This window comes from Brevundimonas sp. AVps5 (genome assembly GCF_058681515.1).
Window position 1 is genome coordinate 909061 of record NZ_CM178740.1, and the last position, 21916, is coordinate 930976.

Genomic DNA, 21916 nt, shown 5'->3' on the forward strand with positions numbered 1-21916 from the left:
TTCAATCGGTGCTACGTCGCCAATAGGTGACGAGGATGACCGTCTGCGCCGTATCCGTCATCGTTCGAGTAAGGGTGCGTTCCAGGTCAAGGCCGAGAGCGTTGCCGGTCAGCGTCAAGAAGCGCAGCTCAGCCATCAAATCTTCGTCGAGGGCGAGAGGGCTGATACCCGTGACCTCGCAGAGCGTGGCGCTGCAACGGGCCTGTAAGGAGTCCGCGCCTTCGGCGAACCACGGATGGGCGCGATAGGCGGTCAGCAGGCCCGCCTCCGTGGTCGATGACCATGCCGGGTCCCTCCTTCCGGCCGCGACCTCGTCGGCAAGGGCGGCCCAATCGGGTCGGGCCGCGACCTCAGCGGCAACGGCGGCCAAATAGGGTCCGGGTGGGACATCTTCTGCAAGGGCGGCCCAATCGGATCGGGGCGCGTCCGTCGTGAACACGGAATGGGAACTATCGACGCTCTGGCCAGGTGAGGCGAGCGGGACGGCGGTCTGCTGGGCGAGGATCGCGGCGGCGAGAAGGACGGCGGCGGCCATGGGAAGTCTCCATCGTTGGGACGCACGTCGGTGTGCGTCGGGACGAGGGAGTTCTGGCGGTGTCGCGGCGGGGCGGGCGAGATCGATAAAGTCGTGACGATTTTCTCGGGCCACGATCAGGCGGGCGATCTCGCGGCTGGAGCCGATTCCGGTCTTGCGGCGGGCGGAGCGGAAGCGCTCGTTGACGGCCGCCTCCGAGACCGACCGGAGCGTCGCGATCGATTTTGCCGTGTGGCCACGGCCCAGAAGGCCCAGCAGATCACGCTCTACGGCGTTCAGCCGGTCGAGGGCGCTGTCGGTCTCCGGAATCGTTGGCGGCTGGCTCGTGGTCATGCGCCATGCTGGACCGACGGGATGACGCCGGGCAGGCGGGGGCGTCCGCTGCGGCGGGCGTCCGAGACCGGCCTCTAACGCCGCTTGCCCTTGCGGACGCCCTTGGGTGTGCCGCCGCGCGGGGGTTTGGGACCGCCGGGGCGGCCGAGGCCGCGTTTGGGCGGACCGTTTCCGCCTGTGCCGGGGCCTCGACCCCGGAGGCCGAGGCGGGGGGCGGTGGCGTTGGGGTCGCGGGGTTCGGCGTCACTGAGCATCTCGAACAGGAGGCCGCCGGTGATCGGGGTGGCCTCCTTGAGCTTGACCTCGACCGTGCGGCCCAGGGTGTAGCGCTGGCCCGAGCGTTCGCCGACGAGGGCGTGGGCGCGGTCGTCGTGGGTGAAATACTCGTTGCCCAGTGACGAGACGGGCACGAGGCCGTCGGCCCCGGTCTCGTCGAGGCGGACGAACAGGCCGAACCGGGTCACCCCGGTGATCCGGCCGGTGAAGGTCGCGCCGACGCGATCCTGCAGGAAGGCGGCGACATAGCGGTCCATGGCGTCGCGCTCGGCGGCCATCGAGCGGCGCTCGGTCAGGGTCACCTGATCGGCGATGGCCGGCAGTTCGGCGATCTCGCGGTCGGTCAGGCCGTCACTGCCGAGGTTCAGGGCGCGGATCAGGCCCCGGTGGACGATCAGGTCCGAGTAGCGGCGGATCGGCGAGGTGAAGTGGGCGTAGCGGTCGAGGTTCAGGCCGAAATGGCCGACGTTGTCCGGCGAGTAGATGGCCTGCATCTGGGAGCGCAGGACGACCTCGTTGACGACCTCGGCGTGGGGGCCGTCGCGGGTCTCGTCCAGCAGCTTGTTGAACCGTTTGGTCGTCGGGGCCTCGCCCTTGTTCCACGGCTTGCCGATGGTCGAGAGGAAGTCGGCCAGGTTGAAGACCTTCTCCTGGCTCGGCGTGTCGTGGACGCGGAAGATCAGCGGCGTCTTTTTCTGCTCCAGGGTCTCGGCGGCGCAGACATTGGCCTGGACCATCATCTCCTCGATCAGGCGATGGGCCTCGAGGCTGACGCGCCTCTCGATCGAGGCGATGCCGCCGTCGGGGGACATGCGGATACGGCGTTCGGCGCTGTCGATCTGCAGGGGCGCGCGCTTGAGGCGCCCCTTCAGCATCGTGTGGTAGGCGTTCCACAGCGGATACAGGATCGTGTCCATGATCGGGCCGGTCGCGTCGTCGGTCCCGCCACCCTTTTCAACGCCGTCGATGGCCGCCTGGGCCTGCTCGTAAGAGAGTTTGGCGTGGCTGCGCATCAGGCCGCGATGGAATTTGTGCCCCAGTTTGCGGCCGTCCCTGTCGAAGACCATGCGCACGGCCAGCGTTGCGCGGTTCTCGCCCTCCTTGAGGCTGCACAGGCCGTTCGACAGCCGCTCGGGCAGCATGGGCTCGACGCGGTCGGGGAAATAGGTGGAGTTGCCCTTGGCGCGGGCCTCGCGGTCGAGGCTGGTGTTGGGGCGGACGTAGGCGGCGACGTCGGCGATGGCGACCCAGACGATCCAGCCGCCCTCGTTCTTCGGATCGTCGTCGCGCTGGGCGAAGACGGCGTCGTCGTGGTCGCGGGCGTCGGCGGGGTCGATGGTGACGAAGGGGATGTCGCGCAGGTCGTCGCGGCCCTTGAGGGTCGGCAGGTCCTGGTTTTCGGCCTCCTGTTCCACGGCTTCCGAGAAGCCCATGGGGACGCCGTGGGTGTGGATGGCGATCAGGGAGGCGGCGCGGGGGTCGTCCTCGCGGCCGACGGTCTCGAGGATCTTGCCGCGCTTGTGACCGTAGCGCTGGTCGGACTTCTCGATAGCGGCGAGCACGAGATCGCCGTCCCGCAGATCGCCAGAGAGGATCTGCGGAATGATCAGGACGTCCTTCGAGCGTCGGTCGACGGGCTCGACACGGGTCTCCTTGTTGGACTTGCGGATGACGCCGAGGACGCGGTTGTTGTTGGTGTCCAGTTTCTTGATCAGCCGGGCTTCCCAGCCGTTCGGACCGTGTTCGAACCTGGCCAGGACGCGGTCGCCGAGGCCGGGGGCCGGGCCGGGCTTGCCCCTGTCCGGGACGAGCAGGGCCTTGGGCGCGTCGGCCGAGGCCTCGACCATACGGACGTAGAGTTCGCCGTCGATGTCCTTTTCAACTACGTCGGCGACGCCGACGGGGGGCAGGGCCCCGGCTTCGGAGAAGCCCTTTCTGCCCCGTTTGCCGAGCTTGCCGTCCGATTCGAGGCCTCGGATCATTTCGCGCAGACGACGTCGATCTTCGCCCTTGAGGCCGAAGTGGCGGGCGATATCGCCCTTTTCCGCACTTCCGGCATCGCGCAGGAAGGCCAGCAGAGTGGCCTCGTCCGGCAATCCGGCGGCGGGTTTTCCGGGTGTTTTCGTCATTCAGTCTTTCGGTTCACCGGGCGTGTCGGCCTCGGCGGGATTGAAACAGGATACGCCCAGTGAGGCGGCGGCGCGCGCCATACCGCGATCGAGCGTGAGGAGGGTGGCACCGAGGCGGTGGGCGGCGGCGATGTGGATTGCGTCGGGCACCCGGAGAGAAAGCGCCGGCGTTCGAACAAGAAGACTTGCCCTGGCGATATCGGACGGTTCGATTTCAACGGCGTCAGTCAGCAATCTCGCCCAGGCGTCGAGTTCCTCGAAGAGGGTCGTGGCCTGGTCGAAGGACCATCGCTCGATCCGGCCGAGCTTTGCCAATGCGGCCGCACTTTCCGCCAGGGCGAAGTCGCTTGCGAGCAGGGTCTGCGAAGGACTGCGCGCAAAAGTGTCAGTCAGTCGGCTGGCTTCTTGTCTCGCGACAGACGCGACGATCACGCTCGCATCGGCGTAGAGCGTCACTCAGGAACGCCGTCTCTCATGGCCGTGACCAATTCAACAGCGTCGATCGACGCCATCGGCCGGGCTTCACGTCTCTTGACGAATGCGTCGTACCAGGCCTGCCGTTCCGCGCCGCTGAGCTTTGGGGATGGTACAGGCGTCCCACGCAGCTCCGCGATCGGCTTGCCGTGGCGGGTGATGGTGATGCTTTCGCCCGCCTGCACCCGGTCCAGCAGGTGGGTGAAGTTGTTCTTGGCTTCGGCGACGCCGTAGCTGGCCATGTGCGCCCTCAGGAATTATGGCCATAAATATAGCCATAAATCGCGCCGACGGCAACAGCCCCACGGTGGGTTGTCCGGGCCGGGCGGCACGCCTAGCTTCCGCCCTCGAATCCGGAGCTCTGTCACATGTCCCTGTCCGCCCACCCGACCCTGAGCGCGCCCACCGGCTCGTTGCTGGACCTGATCGGCAAGACGCCGATGGTTGAGGTCTCGAAAATTGACACCGGGCCTTGCCGACTGTTCCTGAAGCTCGAGGCGCAGAACCCGGGCGGGTCGATCAAGGACCGCATCGCCCTGTCGATGATCGCGGCGGCGGAGGCGGAGGGATACCTGAAGCCCGGCGGAACCATCGTCGAGGCGACGGCCGGAAACACGGGCCTGGCGCTGACGCTCGTCGGTCAGGCCAAGGGATACAAGGTGTTGCTGGTCATCCCGGACAAGATGTCCAAGGAAAAAATCCAGCATCTGCGGGCCATGGGGGCCGATGTTCGCCTGACGCGGTCGGATGTCGGGCACGGTCATCCCGAGTACTACACCGACATGGCGGAACGGCTGGCGCAGCAGATTCCAGGCGGCTATTTCGTCAACCAGTTCGCCAACGCTTCCAACTCCGAAGCTCACGTCCGGACGACCGGCCCGGAGATCTGGGACCAGATGGGCCACGACGTCGACGCCTATGTGGCGGGCATCGGCTCGGGCGGGACGATCACGGGCGTGGCCCAGTATCTGAAGAGCCAGGGCTCGAAGGCGCAGATCATCCTGGCCGATCCGGTCGGATCGGTGCTCGCAGGGATCGTCAACACCGGCGTGCCGAGCCCCGAGGGCAGCTACACCGTCGAGGGTATCGGCCAGAATTTCGTGCCCGAGACGGCGGACATGAGCCTGATCGACAAGGCCTATTCGATCCCGGACGCCGAGGCCGTAGCGACGGTGCGCGAGCTGCTGCTGAAAGAAGGCATCCTGGCCGGGTCTTCGTCGGGCACGCTGATCGCCGCGGCCCTGCGCTGGTGCCGGGAGCAGACCGAGCCGAAACGCTGCGTGACCTTCGTCTGCGACACCGGGGCCAAATATCTGTCCAAGGTCTACAATGACGCCTGGCTGGCGGATCAGGGGCTGGGCGCGCAAGAGCTGCATGGCGACCTGTCGGACCTGATCTCGCGCAAATACGAGAAGGGCGACGTGGTCACGGCCGGGCCTGACGACACCCTGGACACCGTCTTCAAGCGGATGCGCGGCGCCGATGTGTCACAGCTGCCGATCATCCAGGACGGCCGCCTGGTCGGTATTCTGGACGAGAGCGATCTGGTCCATGTGATGAACACCGACGAGATCACCCGCAAGGAGCGGTTCGCCAAGCCGGTGTCCTCGGCCATGACGCGCGATCTCGACACGGTCCAGGTTTCCGAGCCTCTGGACGCCCTGATCCCCCTGTTCGACCGCGACCGGGTGGCGATCGTGCTGGACGGCGAGAAGTTCGTCGGGCTGATCGCGCGGGTCGACCTGATCAACCACCTGAGTCTGAACCGGTAGGACCATGGCCGGACGCGCTTGGGCGAGACGGCGGATGGTGGTGTTCGGCCTCGCCTCGGTGGTCGCCTGCCCTGCTGCAGCTCGAAGCCAGGAGGACCCAGCTCCGGTTGAGGCAAGCTACGAGGGGATCACCTTCGATAGCGGCGGGCGCACCATCCGGGCCATCGACTATCGGCCCGCCGGCGAAGGACGCCGGGCCGCGATCGTGATGATGCATGGCTCCGGCGGTCGGATCACCAACCGCGGCCCGTGGCACACCCTGGCCGTCCGTTTCGCCCAGGATGGCTATCGCGTGCTGACGCCGCTCTTCACAGATGCGATGGAGGACAACGGATTTCGGCCGCCACAGATGATGACCCGGTGGAGAAACGTCGGCAATGACGCCATCGACGCGTTGATCGCTGAGGGCTACGCGCCCGAACGCACAGGCCTGTTCGGCTACTCGCTGGGATCCTATGTGGCGGTGGACGGCGCATTGGGGCAGGGTCGTGCCGCCGTCGCGGTGGGACTGGCCGGGGGCGTGGATGTCTATCCGCCTCGCATCCCGCGGCGACGCATACCGGTCCTGATAATTCGTGCGGAGCATGATACCCACGTTCTTCCGAGGAACACGGCGCTGTGGGTGGAGTTTCTTCGGGACAACGGGATCGATGTCAGGGTGCGGGTTATCGGGGACTCCGACCACCTGTTCACACCCGAGAAATGGGCCGAGGTCCACGAGGTCGCGGCGACCTTCTTCAACGGCAACATCGGCCGTATCGACTAGGCACAGGATCTCCATGACCTCTATCAAGAACAGCCAGGGCTTCTCGACCCGCGCCATCCATGCGGGCCAGCGGCCGGACCCGACGACAGGCGCGGTGATGACGCCGATCTACGCTACCTCGACCTACGCCCAGGAGAGTCCGGGCGTGAACAAGGGCTATGAGTATGCGCGGGGCAAGAACCCGACGCGCGAGGCGTTTGAGGCCTGTATCAACGACCTTGAGGGCGGGGTTCAGGCCTTCGGCTTCGGCAGCGGTATGGCGGCGACCTCGACGGCGCTCGAGCTGCTGGACGCTGGCGCGCATATCATCACCGGCGACGACCTTTACGGCGGCTCGTGGCGGCTGTTCGAGCGGGTCCGGCGGCGCTCGATGGGGCTGGATTTCGCCTATGTCGACATGGCGGATCTGTCGGCCGTCGAGGCGGCGATCACGCCGAAGACGAAGATGATCTGGGCCGAGACCCCGACCAATCCGCTGATGAAGCTGGCGGACATCGCGGGGCTGTCGGCGATCGCGAAGACGCACGGCCTGCTGCTGGTGGTGGACAACACCTTCGCCACACCGTGGAGCCAGCGGCCGCTGGCGCTGGGCGCCGACGTCGTCATGCACTCGGCGACCAAATACCTGAACGGCCATTCCGACATCATCGGCGGGGTTCTGGTGGCGGGGTCTGAGGAGGTCGCGAAGGAGCTGAAGTTCCTCCAGAATTCGATCGGCGGGGTGATGGGGCCGTTCGACGCCTTCCTGGCCAACCGGGGGCTGAAGACCTTGGGGCTGCGCATGAAGGCGCACAACGAGAACGCCTTGGCCATCGCCCGCTGGCTGGAAGATCGCATCGGCAGGCCGGGCGGCGGCGTGGCGAGGGTCATCTATCCGGGCCTGATCAGCCACCCCCAGCATGAGCTGGCGACGCATCAGATGAACGGTCGCTACGGCGGCATGGTCACGATGATCATCGACGGCGACCTGGCGCGCACGAAACAGGTGCTGGAACGGGTGCAGGTCTTCACCCTGGCGGAGTCGCTGGGCGGGGTCGAAAGCCTGGTCAACCACCCGGCCATCATGACCCACGCCTCTGTGCCGAAAGAGCTGCGCGAGGCGGGCGGGGTGACCGAGAACCTGATCCGGCTGTCGGTCGGGGTCGAGGACCTCGACGACCTGATCGCTGATCTGAATCAGGCGCTGGGGTAGCCGAAGACGGAGGGGGCGAACCCCCTCCGTGAATGCGTCGAGCTACTGCGGGATCGAGACGGCGTCGGTGACGTGGATCACGCCGTTCGACTGGAACACGTCGGCCTGGGTCACGGTGGCGACGCCGCCGTTCTCGTCGGTCAGGATGACCGAGCCGCCGCGCAGCGAAGCCGTCAGCGTGTCGCCCGAGACGGTGGTGATGGCGGCGGATCCGCCGCCGGCCTGGATCATGGCGATGACGTCGGCGGCGGCCACGCGGCCGGCGACGACGTGATAGGTCAGGATCCTGGTCAGCATCGCCTTGTTGGCGGGCTGGACCAGGGTCTCGACCGTGCCGGCGGGCAGGGCGGCGAAGGCGGCGTCCGTCGGCGCGAAGACGGTGAAGGGACCCGGGCCCGACAGGGTCTCGACCAGACCGGCGGCCACGACGGCGGCCACGAGGGTAGTGTGGATCGGCGAGGCGACGGCGTTCTCGACGATGGACTTGTTGGCGTACATGGCAGCGCCACCGACCGTGACGGACTGGCTGTGGCCACCACCATGATGGTCGGCGAAGGCGGCCGGGGCGGCGGCGAGCAGGGCGGCGGCCGAGACAGCACCGGCGAGGGCGGAGAGCTTCATGAGGAGGTTCCTGGGCGGATCGCGTGGGTGCGATCGCAGACAGGAACGAAGTTTCGGCACCCCCGGATGCGGAGCAGAACGACGTGCGGCATCTGGCCGCTGGTCGAGTCGATCAGAAGGCCCAGCTGACGGCCGCCACCAGCTGACCGTCGCCGCTTTCGCCCAAGGCCGCGGCGTTATCGGTGTCGTACCAGTGCAGGTCGCCGCTGATCGACGAGGTGAAGGCATAGGTGATTCCCGCCTGCCACCAGCCGTAGTCGGGCGCGCCCTGCTGATCCTGGAAGCCGCCGCCGATATCGGCCGACAGCTTCGGCGTCAGAGCCCAGGCGAGATTGGTGTTGGCCCACACCGCGTCCTCGGCCGCGCCCTCGTAGTCGGGGGAGCCGCCGATCAGGGCGACGGCGGTGAGGGGGCCGATGGAACGGGTGGCCTGGGCGTAGAATTCCCAGTGGTCGACGTCCCCGGATCCGCCGAAATAGCTGACCCGTTTGGCGTTCAGATCCCAATCCCAGCCGGCCCAGGTCGGCTGGTAGCCGACATAGAGATCGACCTCGTAATCGCTGTCGCCGACGGCGGCGGTGTTGGCGGCCGCGCCGGCATAGATGGAGCCTTGGGTGTATTGGAGGCTGGCGGTCGCCTCGACGTCCTCCTGGCCCCTCACGGCGCCGCGCCTGACGTAGTCGGTGGTCAGGCCGAGGCTGCCGGACCAGGGCGAGGGGGTCTGGGCATGGGCCGCCCCTGCCAGGAGGCAGAGGACCGTGATTATCGGAAATCGCAAACCCATGGTCGTCTCCCGTTGCGCAGAGACGAAATGCCGCCGACCGGGGTGAAGGGTCAAGTGCGTTGGACGGCCGTCGGCGCGTCGGGTCTAGAAGGCGACCAGCACACTCGCGACCAGGGCGGATTCATACTGCCGACCCTGATCCGACGCATCGGTAGCGTGCCAGCGCAGGTCGAGGGCGGTGGTGTCGGTGACGGCCCAGGCGACGCCCGCATTGCCGCCCGTATAGTCCGGGGCATTGTCCTGCTCACGCCGCCCGAGGGTAAGGCTGGCTCTCAGCCGGTCGGCCAGCGGCCAGCGCAGCCGGGCCTCGACCCAGGTCGTGGCGCGGGTCGAGCCGAGGCCGTCAGGCGAATGCTCAAGCCGCAGCCGGGTGTCGACGGGACCGAAGTCGCGCAGGATGTCGAACTGGTACTCCCAGGCCTCGTCATCGGTGCCGGCGTCGGCCCCGAGCCGCCATTTGCGCGAGACGGAGGCGTCGAAGTCCAGGCCGGCCGCCGCGAACTGCCAGCCGGCTTCCAGTTCGGTCTCGAGGCGTGAGCCGGAGGAGTCGATGGTCTCGAACTCCACATCCGCATAGAAGCCGGCGGTGGCCCACTCGACTTCACCGAAGACATAGGGGGCGTCGCCGCTCTTGGTTGCGCCCTTGGAGCGGTTGTCGGTGCCCGCCCCGGCCTCGAACGACCAGTGGGAGGGCCGTTCGGCGCTGTAGCGCGGGTCGTCCCGGTCCTGCGCCATCGCCGGAGCCGCAGCCCACAGGAGGGCGGTCAGGGCGGACAGAACGAGACGCATCGAGGCTCCGGGAAAGGGAGCCTCTCCCTTAGCGGACGATCGCCTTGGCGGCGAATTGATCCGTCGCCTGTGCATATTCGTCGCGCAGGCGCTGAACCAGTTCCGCCGCCGGAATGACGTCGTGGATCGCGCCCGCGCCCTGGCCGGCGGACCAGACGGTCTTCCAGGCCTTGGCCTCGTCGCCCATGTCGAGCTTGTGATCGGGCAGGACCTTCGGGTCGATGCCGTTGGCCTGCAGGGACCTGGTCATGAAGTTGGCGGGGATGCCGGAGACGGCGGCGGTGTGGACGATGTCCGTGGCCCCGCTCTCGATGATCATCTCCTTGTAGGCGTCGGGGGCCATGGCCTCGGTCGTGTTGATGAACCGGGTGCCCATATAGGCGAAGTCGGCCCCCAGCATCAGGGCGGCGGCGACGTCCTGGCCGTTCGACAGGCAGCCGGACAGGATGATCGTGCCCTCGAAGAAGCTGCGGACCTCATTGACCAGGGCGAAGGGGTTGATGATGCCCGCGTGACCGCCGGCGCCGTTGGCGACGAGGATCAGGCCGTCGACGCCGCTCTCGGCCGCCTTGCGGGCGTGGCGGACGTTGGCGATGTCGTGGAAGACCACCCCGCCATAGCCGTGGACCGCATCGACCACGTCGCGCACGGCACCCAGGGAGGTGATGATCAGCGGCACCTGATGCTCCACCGAGACCATCATGTCGGCCATCAGGCGCGGGTTGGTCGGATGGACGATGTGGTTGACGCCATAGGCGGCGGCGTCGGGGTTCAGGCGGGATTTGATCTCGACCAGCCACTCGGCATAGCCCTCGGTCGTGCGGGCGTTCAGGGACGGGAAGGTGCCGATCACACCGGCGTTGCAGCACTCGACCACCAGGTCCGGCCCGGAGACGAGGAACATCGGCGCCTCGATGACCGGCAGTTTGAGACCCTTCTGGAGGGAGGCGGGGATGGCCATGGCGTTTCCTGTGCGTCTTGTTTGACTACGCTTAGCCGGGTGTCGCGGGGGAAGGCAAATGTGCAACGTCTCCTCCCCGCCGCCGCAGGCGATGGGGAGGTGGCTGCGAGCCCTTGCGAGCAGACGGAGGGGCTCTTCGTGCGGCAAGAACCCCTCCGTCACTCCTCTGCGCTGCGTGCCACCTCCCCATCGCTACGCGACAGGGAGGAGACAGGATAACCGGGCGACGCTATCTGACACCCATGACCACCGACACTTCAGGCCTCTCACAGCTCGGCCAGCATATCGTCCAGCCCGCCACGCCGGAATCGGCTGTGCTGGAGCGCGTGCCCAACCCCCATCCCGACGCCCTGTACCTGGCGCGGTTCACCGTGCCGGAGTTCACCAGCCTGTGCCCCGTGACGGCCCAGCCGGACTTCGCCCATATCGTCATCGACTATGCGCCGGGCGACTGGCTGGTCGAGTCCAAGTCGCTGAAGATGTACCTGACCGCGTTCAGGAACCACGGGGCCTTCCACGAGGACTGCACCGTCGCCATCGGCAAGCGGATCGCCGACCTGCTGGCCCCGAAATGGCTGCGCATCGGCGGCTACTGGTACCCGCGCGGGGGCATCCCGATCGATGTCTTCTGGCAGACGGGCGTGGCGCCGGAGGGGTTGTGGCTACCGGACCAGGGCGTGCCGACCTATCGCGGGCGAGGATGAGTCGGTCAGCGATAGGGTAGGCATTCAGAGGGGATATGGTGCCCTACACGCGCGAGCAGATTGAGCAGATCGAGCAAATGCTCGACGAGTGGCGAGAGCGCGAAAACGCTTTGTCACGTGCCCTATTCGCATATCGCTTTCGCGACGCTCGTGCTCGCGAGATTATGCAGCACGGGCTTAGTCGCAGGATAGCCGACCTAAAACACGGGCTTGAGCGGGTCTTCGAGATATTGCCTGCTGATGCGGTAGTGCCCACCCAGCGAGACCTGCGAGATACCACGGCTTTCCTCCAAGCCTTCGTGATCAATACATTTGGGGCGATCGATAATCTGGCCTGGATTTGGGCTTGTGAAGCCGATGTTCGTGACAATCGAGGGCTACGGCCAAGGGGCGGCAGGATCGGTTTCACGCCGGACCACCACTTGTTGCGCGACAGTGTTTCCCAGCGAACACGGGACTACCTTCAAGGAACCGACGAGTGGTTTGGATATCTCGAAGGCTACCGGCACGCTCTGGCTCATAGAATTCCACTCTACATCCCTCCAAAGACTGTAGACGAAGCGGAGGCGGCGGAATTCAGAAGATTAGAGGCTCAGGCTGAAGCATTGGGCTGGGACCCAGCAGGGTGGCCGGAAATCCTTGCCGCACAGCGCCAATTGGGCACCTTTGAACCTATGATGATGCATTCGTTCGGAGAGGGTGCCCGCCCAGTTCGCTTCCACGTTCAAATTGTTTGTGACTTTGCGACGGTTGTCGAGATCGCTGAGCACGTCGTTCATGATCTTCAGGCGCTCGTGGTCCAGTGACCCTCTCGCCGACATGATCGAGCCCGCCCGCCTTCCGCTTGAGGTTTGGGGCAGGCATTTGCTCGAAAGTGTCCAGACCGCTTCCGACCGCACACCGCTCACCCGCTTCGCCTTCGCCTTCCTGATGTTCGGGCTGAAACAGGCGTATGCTTGTCTGTTCGGCGGGGCGATGCTGGGGCTGATCCTGCTTACCTTCCTGGTCTGGCCGGACGACAGCCCGGTGTCGCGCTATGACTTTCTGGTGGTCGGGGCGGTGCTGATCCAGGCGGCGATGCTGGGGTTGAAGCTGGAGACCTGGGCCGAGGCGCGGGTGATCCTGCTGTTCCACATCGCCGGGACGATCATGGAGCTGTTCAAGACGGCGCACGGGTCGTGGCTCTATCCGGAGGACTCGGTGCTCAGGATCGGTGCGGTGCCGCTGTTCTCGGGCTTCATGTATGCGGCGGTGGGCTCCTATATCGCGCGGGTGCAGCGGATCTTTCACATCCGGGTGCGGAACTATCCGCCGGTGTGGACGACCTGGGTGCTGGCGGCGGCGATCTACATCAACTTCTTCGCCCATCACTGGCTGCCGGACATTCGGCTCGGATTGTTCGTGGCGACGGCCCTGCTGTTCGGGCAGGGATGGTTCTGGTTCACGGCGAACCGGACGCGGCTGAAGATGCCGTTGCTGGTGGGGTATTTCCTGGTCGCCCTGTTCATCTGGTTCGCGGAGAACCTGGGCACCCTCGGGCGGGCCTGGGTCTATCCGGGGCAGGAGGCGGGGTGGGAGATGGTCTCGCTGGCCAAGCTGGGCAGCTGGTTCCTGTTGATGATCATATCGGTGGTGATGGTGTCGCTGGTCCACCGGCCGGAGGAGGAACCGCGATGAGCGATGGATGGGCGGAATCGGCCGACGCCTGGGTCGCGTCCCAGGGGGACGAGGGCGACTTCGGGCGGCGCTGGGTCATGGATGCGCCGATGCTGGAGCGGGTGCGGCTGAGGCCGTTTTCCCGCGCGCTGGACGTCGGCTGCGGCGAGGGGCGGTTCTGCCGGATGCTGAGGGCCGAGGGGGTGGCGGCGGTCGGGATCGATCCGACCGTGGCCCTGATCGACCATGCGCGTCGGCTGGACCCCGGGGGCGACTATCGGGTGGAGGCGGCCGAGGCCCTGGGGTTCGAGGACGCGGCGTTCGACCTTGTGGTCAGTTATCTGTCGTTGATCGATATCCCGGATGTGCGGGCCGCGATCGCCGAGATGGCGCGAGTGCTGGCACCGGGCGGCCGCCTGCTGATCGCCAATCTGGCGGGGTACAACTCGGCTGCAGACGCCAACGACCTGGGGTGGGTCACCCTGCCGGACGGGCGGCGGGCCCATGCGATGGACCACTATCTGGAGGAGAAGGTCGGCTGGATCGCCTGGAAGGGCATCCGCATCCAGAACTGGCACCGGCCCCTGAGCACCTACATGACCCTGCTGCTCGATCAGGGGCTGACCCTGACCCATTTCGCCGAGCCGCCCGCGCACGGCGGCGATCCGGTCCGGCAGGCGGGCTATAACCGCGTGCCCTGGTTCATGATGATGGAGTGGACGAAGGTCTAGGGAAGGGTGGTCGTCAGGCTCGCGACGTTCGGCCGGTCCCGTTCCAGCAGCGGCTCGACCACCGTGCCGAGGTGGATGAAGCCGGCGACCTGCTCGCCTTCGCCCACGCCGAACAGGGGCAGGGCGTCGGTGTCATAGCTGTACCAGTCGGTGATCCAGCTGGAGGCGAAGCCGAAGGCGGAGGCCGCGTGCTCCAGGTTCATGCAGACGGCACCGGCGCTCAGCTGCTGTTCCCAGACCGGCTTCGATCCAGGCGCTGCCGTGGAGATCACCAGGACGGTGGTGGGGGCTGCGGTCAGTTTGGCGAGGACGGCCCGGGCCTTGGATGGCAGACCCTTGTCGACGGCCAGGGCGGCGAGCGTCTCCGCGATCGCGGCGCGGCTGGCCGGACCCATGACGACGAACCGCCAGGGGAAGAGTTTGCCATGGTCGGGCGAGCGGGCGGCGAGGGTCAGGATGTCGGTGATCTGCGCCGCGTCGGGGCCGGGGACCGTCAGGGCCTGGGCCGGGGCCGAGCGGCGGGTGGCCAGCCGGACCAGCATCTCGGGCGACGGCGTCGGCGAGGGCAGGGGTGCGCCGAGATCGACGGGAGGAGGCAGGGACATGGCGACTAGCTAGGCGTTCGGCCGGTGCGGCGCCATATGCGCGGGGATGAGCGACTCCCGCGACGACTTCGACGCAGACCGACCCATGCCCTCCTGGGACGTGGACCCGCCCGCGCGGCCGGCGTGGAAGAGCGACGGCGAGGCGACGGTGTTCGAGAACCCGTGGATGAGGCTGACGTCGCATCCGGCGACGGCGCCCACGGGGGCCGAGGCGACCTATGTCGTGATGCGGCCGAAGAACCTGTCGGTCGGGGTGCTGCCGATCCATTCGGACGGGACGGTGACCCTGGTCGGTCAGGCCCGGTTCGCCCTGGCCAACTATTCCTGGGAGATGCCGGAGGGCGGGGCACCCTATGATGAGGACCCGCTGGACGGGGTCAGGCGGGAGCTGGCCGAGGAGGCCGGCCTGGCGGCGAGATCCTGGCGCGAGGTGCTGCGGATGGAGATGTCGAACTCCATCACCGACGAACGGGCCATCGCCTGGCTGGCCTGGGACCTGTCGGAGGTCGAAAAGGCGCCGGATCCGACCGAGGTGATCGAACTGGCGCGCGTGCCCTTCATGACCCTGATGCGCGAGATCGACCGGGGCGCGGTGCGTGACACCTTTACGGTGGTTACAGCCCTGAGGGCCTACCATATGGCCAGGGAGGCGCTGATCCCGGGCTGGCTGGCGCACGCCATGCTGACGCGGGTATGATGACCTATGGAGCCCCTGATGCCCAAGCTTGAAGTCGTCGCCTCGCAGGACGGCGTGTGGACCCAGTTGCGGGCCTCCGCAGAGGACGCCGCGCGCAGCGAGCCGCATCTGGGGTCGCTGATGAACGCGACCATCCTGTCGCACAACGACCTGGCCAATGCCCTGAGCTTCCAGATCGCGCGCAAGATCGGCGACGCCGAACTGGCACCCATGAGCGTGCGCGAGGTCTGCGCCTTCGCCTACTGGTCGGACCCGACCATCGTGGTGGCGGCGGAGGCCGATCTACAGGCGGTGGCCGAACGCGATCCGGCGATCAAGACGCTGTTGCAGCCGTTCCTCTACTTCAAGGGCTTCCAGGCGCTGCAGGCGTCGCGGGTGGCCCACTGGCTGTGGACCCAGGGGCGCGAGACCCTGGCCTTCCACTTCCAGAGCCGGATCTCCGAACTGTTCCAGATCGACATCCACCCGGGCGCGCGTCTGGGCTCGGGCCTGTTCCTCGACCACGGCACCGGCATCGTCATCGGCGAGACGGCGGTGGTCGGCGACGAGGTGTCGATGCTGCACAATGTGACCCTGGGCGGCACGGGGGCCGAGCGCGGCGACCGGCATCCGAAGATCGGCCGGGGCGTCCTGCTGGGCGCAGGTGCCAAGGTGCTGGGCAATATCGTGGTCGGCGACTACGCCAAGGTGGCCTCGGGTTCGGTGGTGCTGAAGCCGGTGCCGGCCGGATGCACCGTGGCGGGCGTGCCGGCGCGGCTGGTCAACTGTCCGACGGACGCGACGCCCGCCCGGACGATGGACCATACGCTGGCCGACGCCGTCTATGATTTCGTGATCTGAGCCGGGTGTCCCCCCATTCGCTACGCGAACCGGGAGGAGACGTGACAGGCCGATCCGGCTTCTCTAGGGTCCGCGCCTTCCATCCAGACCACCGAGGCCCGCCGTGAACGAAGCAGATATGAAGCGTATCGAGACGCACCTGAAGCGCACCTTCAATACCGGCGGCATCATCGTGAAAGCGCGCGCCAAGGTGAACGATTCGGCCGAGGTCTATGTCGGTGACGAGTTCATCGGCATCGTCTTCGACGACGAGGACGAGGACGGCAGCTTCATGTTCGAGATGGCGATCCTGGCCGAGGATCTGCCCGCCGACTGATCCGGCGCAGGATACCAGACACGAAAACGCCGGGCGGTGCGAAACGCCCGGCGTTTGTCGTTTCAGGCCGCCGGGTTCAGCGCTTGCCGAAGATCGCGTCGGCCAGCTTGTCGAAGAAGCCCTTCTTCGGCTCGGGCGCGGCGGGCTTTGCAGCAGGGGCGGCGGCGGGCTTCGCAACCGGGGCGGCGGCGGCAGCAGGCCTGGCGGCCGGAGCAGCCTTCGCTGCGGGTTTCTCGGCCGGCGTCTTCGCGGCGGCCTTCGGAGCAGCCTTGGCCGGCGTCTTCGTGGTGGCGGGCTTGGCGGCGGCCTTCGCTGTGGTCTTGGGAGCAGCGGCCTTGGCGGCGGGCTTCGCAGCGGCCTTCGGAGCCGGCTTTGCGGCCGGTTTCGCAGTGACCTTGGCGGCCGGGGCGGCCTTCACCGCTACGGGCTTGGCGGCGACGGCGGGCTTTGCTGCAGCGGGCTTGGCCGTTTTCGCAGTCGACTTCGCGGCTGCTTTAGGCTTGGAAGCGGCGGACGCTTTAGGCGACGCAGTAGACGGTGACTTGGCCATGTATTCCCCGACCCCTCGGTTGGAACGATCGCGACCGATGCGGGAGAGCATGGGCGCAAACTCAATAGTATCGATTCGCAATGATACCGGTGTTTGAATAAATGTCCCACAACCCTGTCCAGATAATCGCGCGCGGCACTCGCGCCGCTGCCGAAGTGGCCGCCGAAGCCATCGATTCCGACATCCTGCTGGAAGGTGCGACCTATTCGATCCTCGAGGAAGACGAGGATCGTGACATCTGGCGCATCGACGCCTTCCCGACGTCCGAGGAAGAGGTCGAGGCGCTGACGACCCGTCTGGCCGAACATCCGGGCGTGACGGTGAAGGTCGAGCCCCTGGCCGACGCCGACTGGCTGGCTATGTCCTTGTCGGGCCTGCCGCCGGTGCGGGCGGGACGGTTCTTCGTCTACGGCGCCCACGACCAGGGACGGGTGCCGCCCAATGCGGTGAACCTGAAGATCGACGCGGGCGCCGCCTTCGGGACGGGGCACCACGGGACGACGGTCGGCTGTCTGGTGGCCTATGATGAACTGCTGAAGCGCGAACGGTTCGAAAAGGTGCTGGACGTCGGCTGCGGCACGGGCGTCCTGGCCATTGCGGCGGCGCGGACGGGGGCGGCCCTGGCCGTCGGGACCGATATCGATGCGCCCTCGGTGCGGATCGCCAACGAGAACGCCAGGCTGAACCAGGCCAATGCGCGCTTCGTCCACGCCTCGGGCCTGAACGACATCAAGGTGCGGGCCGGCGCGCCCTATGATCTGGTGTTCGCCAATATCCTGGCCCCGCCTCTGGTCGCCCTGTCGCAGGACATCAAGATGAGCCTGCGCATCGGCGGAGTGGCGATCCTGTCGGGTCTGCTGCGGACGCAGGAACGGCGCGTGTCGGCGGCCTATCTGTCGCGTGGCTTCAGGCTGGAACGGCGGATCCATCGGGATGCGTGGAGCGCTCTGGTGCTGAGGCGGATGGCGTAGGCGGAACAACCGGCAAGCGGCGCCGTTCCTCCAGCTTGATTGGAGAGACTGCCCCGTGACCTATGACCCCAACCTGCCGCCCGATCCCGTCGTGCGCGATCCGATCTATCCCGAGACGGTGATCGTTCAGCGCGAGTCGAGCACCGGATGGTGGATCGCGGGCGGTCTGGCCGCCGCGGTCCTGATCGCCGTGCTGTGGATCCTGGCAACGGGCGGGCGGGATGACGAAACCGACGCCCTGCTGGCCGAGGCCCAGGCGGACGCCGTGGCCGCTCAGGCCCAGGCCGACCAGGCGGTGCTGCAGGGACAGATCACCGGGGCGCAACAGAACGTGGACATCGCCAGGATGGACGCCGCCCGCGCCCAGGCCGACGCGGCTCGTGCGACCAGTCAGGCCCGTGCCGAGATCGCCCGCGCGGCCGTTCAGCCGGCCCCGGTCATCATCACCGTCCCGGCCGCCCCGGCGCAGCCCTCAGACGACCCGTCGAAGATCACGAGCCCCTCGCCGCAGAACTGACCCTGGGCGTTCGCCCCTTCCCCAAAAGCGGGAGGGGGCGCTATGCGTGCGGCATGCGCCAGTCCTTCGATGAAACCACCTCGCCGTCCTTCGGGGCGAAACATCTTCCGCTCGTACGCGCCGCCATGGCCCGGCAGGGGCTGGACGGGTTCCTCGTCCCGCACGAGGACGAGCATCAGAACGAATACCTGCCCGCCGCCAATGACCGGCTGGCCTGGCTGACCGGCTTCACCGGCTCGGCCGGCGCGGGCGTGGTGATGAAGGACGGGGCGGCGGTGTTCGCCGACGGCCGCTATACGGTGCAGGTCCGGGCCCAGGTCGATGCGGGCCAGTTCGAGATCCTCGATCTCGTCGAGGGCGGGGTGCCCGCATACCTTGAACGCGCGCCGAAAGGGGCCGTGATCGGCTACGATCCGCGCCTGCACAGCCCCGACGCCCTGGCGACGCTGAAGCGCGCGGCGGCGAAGGCCGGTGCCAGCCTGACGCCCGTCGACAGCAATCCGGTTGATGCCGCCTGGGCCGAGGCCCGCCCTGCCCAGCCGCAGGCGCCGGTCGTGCCGCACGAGGACCGCTATTCGGGCGAGAGCAGCGCATCCAAGCGCAAGCGCATCGGCGAAGCCGTGGCCGCCGCCGGCGCCGAGGCCGTCGTCCTGACCGCGCCGTCGTCGATCGCCTGGCTGTTCAATGTGCGGGGAGGGGACGTGATCCGTTCGCCCCTGCCGCTGGCCCAGGCCATCGTCGCAGCCAACGGGACGGCAATGCTGTTCCTTGATCCGGCCAAGTTGACCAACGAACTCCCCGGCTGGCTCGGGGACGACGTGACCCTGATGACCCCGGACGCCCTGCCGCAGGCGCTGGAGGGGATGAAGGGGTTCAAGGTCCTGATCGATCCGGCCCAGTCCTCGGCCTGGTATTTCGATCGGCTGGATCTGGTCGGGGCCACCGTCGTGCGGGGCATGGACCCCTGCGCCCTGCCGCGGGCGGCCAAGAACGCGGTCGAGATCGAGGGCTCGCGTCAGGCCCATATCCGCGACGGCGCGGCCCTCGCCCGGTTCCTGCACTGGGTCGATACGGTCGCCCAGGTCGAACTGCCCGACGAGCGCGGTGTGGTCGAGGCTCTGGAGCGGTTCCGCGAGGAGACCGGGGCGCTCAGGGACCTCAGCTTCGACACCATCGCCGGGGTCGGGCCGAACGGGGCCCTGCCGCACTACAAGCCCGTCACCCGCACGATCCGCAAGATGGAGCCGGGCTCACTGCTGCTTGTCGACGGCGGCGGCCAGTATCTGGACGGCACCACCGACGTGACCCGGACCATGGCCATCGGCGACCCCTCGGCCGACCAGCGCCGGATGTTCACCCTGGTCCTGAAGGCGCATATCGCCATGGCCGTGATCCGCTTCCCGGTCGGGACCAGCGGGCATCAGCTGGACGCACTCGCGAGGGCGCCGATGTGGATGGCGGGCCATGACTATGATCACGGCACCGGCCATGGTGTCGGCTCCTATCTGGGCGTGCATGAAGGGCCGCAGCGGATCGCCAAGGCGGTGAACTCGCAGCCCCTGCTGACCGGCATGATCCTGTCGAACGAGCCCGGCTACTATCGCGAAGGCCACTGGGGCATCCGCATCGAGACCCTGCAGGTCGTGACGGCGCCCGAGCCGATCCCCGGCGGCGAGCGACCGATGCACGGGTTCGAACAGCTGACCTTCGCCCCGCTGGACCGCAAGCTGATCGATGTCACGGCCCTGAGCGCCGACGAGCGGGCCTATGTCGACGCCTATCATGCGGAGACGCTGGCGAAGGTGGGGCCGTTGCTGGACGAGACGGTGCGGGCGTGGCTGGAAGGGCAGTGCGCGAGACTTTGAGAGGCAGCGCGCCTGTGGTAGACGCAGTTCTACCATGCTGAACATCAAGAACCCGCGCGCGCACACTCTGGCGGTCGAGGTGGCGGCAGTCACCGGCGAGAGTCTGACTGACGCTGTGATCCATTCTCTTCAGGAACGGCTGGATCGGGTAAAACCGAAACGCGAACCCCTGGACCTGGAGAAGATCGAGGCGTTGACGCGGGAAATCCGCGCTCGGCTTCCGCAGTCGTTCCTGGATGATCCCGATCCTACGGCCGATCTCTACGATCCCGAAACCGGATTGCCCGCTTGATCGTCGATACCTCAGCGCTCGTCGCCATCTTGCGACGGGAAGAGGACGCTGATCGCTATGTCGCCGCTCTTGCCGCCGCAGATCGTCGTGGGGAGCGACTGGCCATTGGCGCGGCGACGCTCTTCGAGTTGATGCTCGTGATCGATCGGCTGCGAGACCCGGAACTCTCCACGGCGACGGACCGGCTTATCCAGCTCTTGCGGCTTGAAATCGTCGATGTGAGTCCTGAAACAGCGGCTGAAGCGAGACTGGCGAACCAGCGCTATGGAAAGGGCTTCCATCCCGCCCGCCTGAATTTCGGCGACTGCTTCGCCTACGCCCTGGCCAGACAGACCGGCGAGCCCCTGCTGTTCAAGGGTGACGACTTCTCTCAAACGGATATCGTTTCGGCGGTCTGACCTTGCGGACCGGTCGGGCGGCACCGACGTTCCGGTCTCGGCCCAGCCCCAAGGAGATCGCCCCATGAAGACCCGTCGTCTCGGACCGAACGGTCCCGAAGTTTCGGCCATCGGCCTGGGCTGTATGGGGATGGCGTCCTTCTACGGCACGCCGTCGGACGAGACCCAGGCGACGGCGGTGATCCACCGCGCGCTGGAGCTGGGGATCACCTTCTTCGACACGGCCGAGATGTACGGGCCGCACACCAACGAGATCCAGATCGGCAAGGCGCTGGCCGACCGGCGCGACAAGGCCTTCGTCGCGACCAAGTTCGGCATCGGCTACAACGCTGACCGCACGGCCTTGAAGATCGACGGGTCGCCGGCCAACGTCCGCCGCGCCATCGAGGGCAGTCTGACGCGCCTCGGGATGGACCACGTCGATCTTTACTACCTCCATCGGGTCGATGCGGACACGCCGATCGAGGAGACGGTGGGCGCGATGGCCGAGCTGGTGACCGAGGGCAAGGTCCGTTTCCTCGGCCTGTCGGAGGCGGCGCCGGAGACGATCCGTCGAGCCCATGCGACCCACCCGATCACGGCGCTGCAGACGGAGTATTCGCTGTGGAGCCGCGAGCCGGAGGACGAGATCCTGTCGACCGTGCGTGAGCTCGGCATCGGCTTCGTACCCTACAGCCCGCTGGGACGCGGCTTCCTGTCCGGCGACATCAAGTCGATCGCCGACCTCGAGCCGGGCGACTTCCGCCTGTCCAACCCGCGCTTCCAGGGCGAGAATTTCCAGAAGAACCTGAACCTCGTCGAGGCGGTCAAGGGCATCGCCGAGACTCGCGGCGTCACGGCCGCCCAGCTGGCGCTCGCCTGGGTGCTGGCCCAGGGCGACGATCTGGTCCCGATCCCGGGCACGCGCCGGATCGCGACGCTGGAGGACAATGCCGCTGCCGCGGACATCACCCTGACGGCCGCGGACCTCGAGGCGATCGAGGCGGTCTTCCCGAAGGACGCCGCCTCCGGCCACCGTTATGCGGAGGCGGCCCGCAGTGCGCTGAACCGGTAGCTCGTAATCCTCCCCCGACGGGGGAGGGGGACCGCGAAGCGGTGGAGGGGGCCAGCGGCGGACCCCGGGTGTGGGGTGAGCCCCCCTC

Annotated in this window: 26 protein-coding genes; 16 read left to right on the forward strand and 10 right to left on the reverse strand. The window is 67.3% G+C overall.

Translation table 11 applies throughout. From position 1 onward, the window contains the following. Position 1 precedes the first annotated feature (1 nt). The 4 genes from ACW18A_RS04525 to ACW18A_RS04540 all read right to left on the reverse strand — a co-directional run bounded on the left by ACW18A_RS04525 (position 2) and on the right by ACW18A_RS04540 (position 3989). Positions 2–868, reverse strand: coding sequence for a hypothetical protein (locus ACW18A_RS04525; RefSeq protein WP_492023613.1), 867 nt, complete (start codon positions 866–868; stop codon positions 2–4). 74 nt (positions 869–942) lie between these two features. After that, positions 943–3273 (reverse strand): ribonuclease R, encoded by a 2331-nt coding sequence (gene rnr, locus ACW18A_RS04530; RefSeq protein WP_492023614.1) that lies wholly within the window; start codon positions 3271–3273, stop codon positions 943–945. Continuing rightward, entirely contained in the window at positions 3274–3729 is a 456-nt protein-coding gene (locus ACW18A_RS04535) for a type II toxin-antitoxin system VapC family toxin (RefSeq protein ID WP_492023615.1), read from the reverse strand. Next, positions 3726–3989, reverse strand: a complete 264-nt coding sequence (locus ACW18A_RS04540) for a type II toxin-antitoxin system Phd/YefM family antitoxin (RefSeq protein ID WP_492023616.1) — start codon at positions 3987–3989, stop codon at positions 3726–3728. Before ACW18A_RS04540 ends, ACW18A_RS04535 begins: the two co-directional genes overlap by 4 nt. A 126-nt stretch (positions 3990–4115) precedes the next feature. Between ACW18A_RS04540 and ACW18A_RS04545 the strand changes: the two genes are divergently transcribed. The 3 genes from ACW18A_RS04545 to ACW18A_RS04555 are packed head-to-tail and all read left to right on the forward strand — an operon-like array spanning position 4116 to position 7477. Then, a complete protein-coding gene (locus ACW18A_RS04545; protein ID WP_492023617.1) occupies positions 4116–5519 on the forward strand; it encodes a pyridoxal-phosphate dependent enzyme in 1404 nt (467 codons plus the stop codon). Positions 5520–5523: 4 nt separating this feature from the next. After that, positions 5524–6285, forward strand: a complete 762-nt coding sequence (locus tag ACW18A_RS04550; protein ID WP_492023618.1) for a dienelactone hydrolase family protein — start codon at positions 5524–5526, stop codon at positions 6283–6285. A gap of 13 nt (positions 6286–6298) precedes the next feature. After that, entirely contained in the window at positions 6299–7477 is a 1179-nt protein-coding gene (locus ACW18A_RS04555) for a trans-sulfuration enzyme family protein (RefSeq protein WP_492023619.1), read from the forward strand. Positions 7478–7519: 42 nt separating this feature from the next. Here ACW18A_RS04555 and ACW18A_RS04560 read toward each other — a convergent pair whose 3' ends face one another. The 4 genes from ACW18A_RS04560 to ACW18A_RS04575 all read right to left on the reverse strand — a co-directional run bounded on the left by ACW18A_RS04560 (position 7520) and on the right by ACW18A_RS04575 (position 10632). Beyond that, positions 7520–8098, reverse strand: a complete 579-nt coding sequence (locus ACW18A_RS04560; protein ID WP_492023620.1) for a fasciclin domain-containing protein — start codon at positions 8096–8098, stop codon at positions 7520–7522. 112 nt (positions 8099–8210) lie between these two features. Beyond that, positions 8211–8882, reverse strand: coding sequence for a TorF family putative porin (locus tag ACW18A_RS04565; RefSeq protein ID WP_492023621.1), 672 nt, complete (start codon positions 8880–8882; stop codon positions 8211–8213). 84 nt (positions 8883–8966) lie between these two features. Continuing rightward, positions 8967–9671: a TorF family putative porin gene (locus tag ACW18A_RS04570; RefSeq protein WP_492023622.1), complete on the reverse strand. Its 705-nt coding sequence runs from the start codon at positions 9669–9671 to the stop codon at positions 8967–8969. 28 nt (positions 9672–9699) lie between these two features. Then, a complete protein-coding gene (locus tag ACW18A_RS04575; RefSeq protein WP_492023623.1) occupies positions 9700–10632 on the reverse strand; it encodes an NAD(P)H-dependent flavin oxidoreductase in 933 nt (310 codons plus the stop codon). A gap of 242 nt (positions 10633–10874) precedes the next feature. Between ACW18A_RS04575 and queF the strand changes: the two genes are divergently transcribed. Genes queF through ACW18A_RS04595 form a run of 4 tightly spaced genes read left to right on the forward strand, consistent with a single transcriptional unit; the run spans position 10875 to position 13723 of the window. Next, positions 10875–11336, forward strand: coding sequence for a preQ(1) synthase (gene queF / locus ACW18A_RS04580; RefSeq protein ID WP_492023624.1), 462 nt, complete (start codon positions 10875–10877; stop codon positions 11334–11336). A 35-nt stretch (positions 11337–11371) separates the two neighbouring features. Continuing rightward, positions 11372–12142 carry a hypothetical protein gene (locus ACW18A_RS04585; RefSeq protein WP_492023625.1) on the forward strand — a complete coding sequence of 257 codons (771 nt, stop codon included), beginning with the start codon at positions 11372–11374 and terminating at the stop codon, positions 12140–12142. Then, on the forward strand, positions 12114–13013 hold the full coding sequence (locus tag ACW18A_RS04590) for a DUF817 domain-containing protein (RefSeq protein ID WP_492023626.1): 900 nt from the start codon (positions 12114–12116) through the stop codon (positions 13011–13013). The genes ACW18A_RS04585 and ACW18A_RS04590 overlap by 29 nt, the downstream gene beginning before the upstream one ends. After that, positions 13010–13723 carry a class I SAM-dependent methyltransferase gene (locus ACW18A_RS04595; protein ID WP_492023627.1) on the forward strand — a complete coding sequence of 238 codons (714 nt, stop codon included), beginning with the start codon at positions 13010–13012 and terminating at the stop codon, positions 13721–13723. The genes ACW18A_RS04590 and ACW18A_RS04595 overlap by 4 nt, the downstream gene beginning before the upstream one ends. Here ACW18A_RS04595 and ACW18A_RS04600 read toward each other — a convergent pair. Continuing rightward, positions 13720–14328, reverse strand: a complete 609-nt coding sequence (locus tag ACW18A_RS04600; RefSeq protein ID WP_492023628.1) for a nitroreductase family protein — start codon at positions 14326–14328, stop codon at positions 13720–13722. The two genes, ACW18A_RS04595 and ACW18A_RS04600, sit on opposite strands and share 4 nt — an antisense overlap. Positions 14329–14374: 46 nt before the next feature. Here ACW18A_RS04600 and ACW18A_RS04605 point away from each other — a divergent pair, with 46 nt between their 5' ends. The 3 genes from ACW18A_RS04605 to ACW18A_RS04615 all read left to right on the forward strand — a co-directional run bounded on the left by ACW18A_RS04605 (position 14375) and on the right by ACW18A_RS04615 (position 16181). Continuing rightward, positions 14375–15025 (forward strand): NUDIX domain-containing protein, encoded by a 651-nt coding sequence (locus tag ACW18A_RS04605; protein WP_492023629.1) that lies wholly within the window; start codon positions 14375–14377, stop codon positions 15023–15025. An 18-nt stretch (positions 15026–15043) separates the two neighbouring features. After that, positions 15044–15865, forward strand: coding sequence for a serine O-acetyltransferase (cysE, locus tag ACW18A_RS04610; protein ID WP_492023630.1), 822 nt, complete (start codon positions 15044–15046; stop codon positions 15863–15865). 118 nt (positions 15866–15983) lie between these two features. After that, complete coding sequence (locus ACW18A_RS04615; protein ID WP_492024331.1) at positions 15984–16181, forward strand: DUF3126 family protein; 198 nt, start codon at positions 15984–15986, stop codon at positions 16179–16181. A gap of 76 nt (positions 16182–16257) precedes the next feature. On the opposite strand, the gene ACW18A_RS04620 is transcribed toward ACW18A_RS04615, so the two are convergent. Next, positions 16258–16731: a hypothetical protein gene (locus tag ACW18A_RS04620; protein ID WP_492023631.1), complete on the reverse strand. Its 474-nt coding sequence runs from the start codon at positions 16729–16731 to the stop codon at positions 16258–16260. 101 nt (positions 16732–16832) lie between these two features. Here ACW18A_RS04620 and ACW18A_RS04625 point away from each other — a divergent pair, with 101 nt between their 5' ends. The 6 genes from ACW18A_RS04625 to ACW18A_RS04650 all read left to right on the forward strand — a co-directional run bounded on the left by ACW18A_RS04625 (position 16833) and on the right by ACW18A_RS04650 (position 21828). Next, complete coding sequence (locus ACW18A_RS04625; protein ID WP_492023632.1) at positions 16833–17702, forward strand: 50S ribosomal protein L11 methyltransferase; 870 nt, start codon at positions 16833–16835, stop codon at positions 17700–17702. 55 nt (positions 17703–17757) lie between these two features. Then, positions 17758–18219, forward strand: a complete 462-nt coding sequence (locus ACW18A_RS04630; RefSeq protein ID WP_492023633.1) for a hypothetical protein — start codon at positions 17758–17760, stop codon at positions 18217–18219. Between the two features lie 53 nt (positions 18220–18272). Continuing rightward, complete coding sequence (locus tag ACW18A_RS04635; RefSeq protein WP_492023634.1) at positions 18273–20084, forward strand: aminopeptidase P family protein; 1812 nt, start codon at positions 18273–18275, stop codon at positions 20082–20084. Between the two features lie 34 nt (positions 20085–20118). Beyond that, entirely contained in the window at positions 20119–20376 is a 258-nt protein-coding gene (locus ACW18A_RS04640) for a type II toxin-antitoxin system VapB family antitoxin (RefSeq protein WP_492023635.1), read from the forward strand. Next, on the forward strand, positions 20373–20774 hold the full coding sequence (locus ACW18A_RS04645; protein ID WP_492023636.1) for a type II toxin-antitoxin system VapC family toxin: 402 nt from the start codon (positions 20373–20375) through the stop codon (positions 20772–20774). Before ACW18A_RS04640 ends, ACW18A_RS04645 begins: the two co-directional genes overlap by 4 nt. A 64-nt stretch (positions 20775–20838) precedes the next feature. Continuing rightward, a complete protein-coding gene (locus ACW18A_RS04650) occupies positions 20839–21828 on the forward strand; it encodes an aldo/keto reductase (protein ID WP_492023637.1) in 990 nt (329 codons plus the stop codon). Positions 21829–21916: the final 88 nt, after the last annotated feature.

What these genes read in the sequence shown, in the direction of transcription:
- ACW18A_RS04525 (WP_492023613.1), bottom strand. Translation starts at nt 868, where the DNA reads ATGACCACGAGCCAGCCGCCAACGATTCCGGAGACCGACAGCGCCCTC.
- rnr (WP_492023614.1), bottom strand. Translation starts at nt 3,273, where the DNA reads ATGACGAAAACACCCGGAAAACCCGCCGCCGGATTGCCGGACGAGGCC.
- ACW18A_RS04540 (WP_492023616.1), bottom strand. Translation starts at nt 3,989, where the DNA reads ATGGCCAGCTACGGCGTCGCCGAAGCCAAGAACAACTTCACCCACCTG.
- ACW18A_RS04545 (WP_492023617.1), top strand. Translation starts at nt 4,116, where the DNA reads ATGTCCCTGTCCGCCCACCCGACCCTGAGCGCGCCCACCGGCTCGTTG.
- ACW18A_RS04550 (WP_492023618.1), top strand. Translation starts at nt 5,524, where the DNA reads ATGGCCGGACGCGCTTGGGCGAGACGGCGGATGGTGGTGTTCGGCCTC.
- ACW18A_RS04555 (WP_492023619.1), top strand. Translation starts at nt 6,299, where the DNA reads ATGACCTCTATCAAGAACAGCCAGGGCTTCTCGACCCGCGCCATCCAT.
- ACW18A_RS04560 (WP_492023620.1), bottom strand. Translation starts at nt 8,098, where the DNA reads ATGAAGCTCTCCGCCCTCGCCGGTGCTGTCTCGGCCGCCGCCCTGCTC.
- ACW18A_RS04565 (WP_492023621.1), bottom strand. Translation starts at nt 8,882, where the DNA reads ATGGGTTTGCGATTTCCGATAATCACGGTCCTCTGCCTCCTGGCAGGG.
- ACW18A_RS04570 (WP_492023622.1), bottom strand. Translation starts at nt 9,671, where the DNA reads ATGCGTCTCGTTCTGTCCGCCCTGACCGCCCTCCTGTGGGCTGCGGCT.
- ACW18A_RS04575 (WP_492023623.1), bottom strand. Translation starts at nt 10,632, where the DNA reads ATGGCCATCCCCGCCTCCCTCCAGAAGGGTCTCAAACTGCCGGTCATC.
- queF (WP_492023624.1), top strand. Translation starts at nt 10,875, where the DNA reads ATGACCACCGACACTTCAGGCCTCTCACAGCTCGGCCAGCATATCGTC.
- ACW18A_RS04585 (WP_492023625.1), top strand. Translation starts at nt 11,372, where the DNA reads ATGGTGCCCTACACGCGCGAGCAGATTGAGCAGATCGAGCAAATGCTC.
- ACW18A_RS04590 (WP_492023626.1), top strand. Translation starts at nt 12,114, where the DNA reads ATGATCTTCAGGCGCTCGTGGTCCAGTGACCCTCTCGCCGACATGATC.
- ACW18A_RS04595 (WP_492023627.1), top strand. Translation starts at nt 13,010, where the DNA reads ATGAGCGATGGATGGGCGGAATCGGCCGACGCCTGGGTCGCGTCCCAG.
- ACW18A_RS04600 (WP_492023628.1), bottom strand. Translation starts at nt 14,328, where the DNA reads ATGTCCCTGCCTCCTCCCGTCGATCTCGGCGCACCCCTGCCCTCGCCG.
- ACW18A_RS04605 (WP_492023629.1), top strand. Translation starts at nt 14,375, where the DNA reads ATGAGCGACTCCCGCGACGACTTCGACGCAGACCGACCCATGCCCTCC.
- cysE (WP_492023630.1), top strand. Translation starts at nt 15,044, where the DNA reads ATGCCCAAGCTTGAAGTCGTCGCCTCGCAGGACGGCGTGTGGACCCAG.
- ACW18A_RS04615 (WP_492024331.1), top strand. Translation starts at nt 15,984, where the DNA reads ATGAAGCGTATCGAGACGCACCTGAAGCGCACCTTCAATACCGGCGGC.
- ACW18A_RS04620 (WP_492023631.1), bottom strand. Translation starts at nt 16,731, where the DNA reads ATGGCCAAGTCACCGTCTACTGCGTCGCCTAAAGCGTCCGCCGCTTCC.
- ACW18A_RS04625 (WP_492023632.1), top strand. Translation starts at nt 16,833, where the DNA reads ATGTCCCACAACCCTGTCCAGATAATCGCGCGCGGCACTCGCGCCGCT.
- ACW18A_RS04635 (WP_492023634.1), top strand. Translation starts at nt 18,273, where the DNA reads ATGCGCCAGTCCTTCGATGAAACCACCTCGCCGTCCTTCGGGGCGAAA.
- ACW18A_RS04640 (WP_492023635.1), top strand. Translation starts at nt 20,119, where the DNA reads ATGCTGAACATCAAGAACCCGCGCGCGCACACTCTGGCGGTCGAGGTG.
- ACW18A_RS04650 (WP_492023637.1), top strand. Translation starts at nt 20,839, where the DNA reads ATGAAGACCCGTCGTCTCGGACCGAACGGTCCCGAAGTTTCGGCCATC.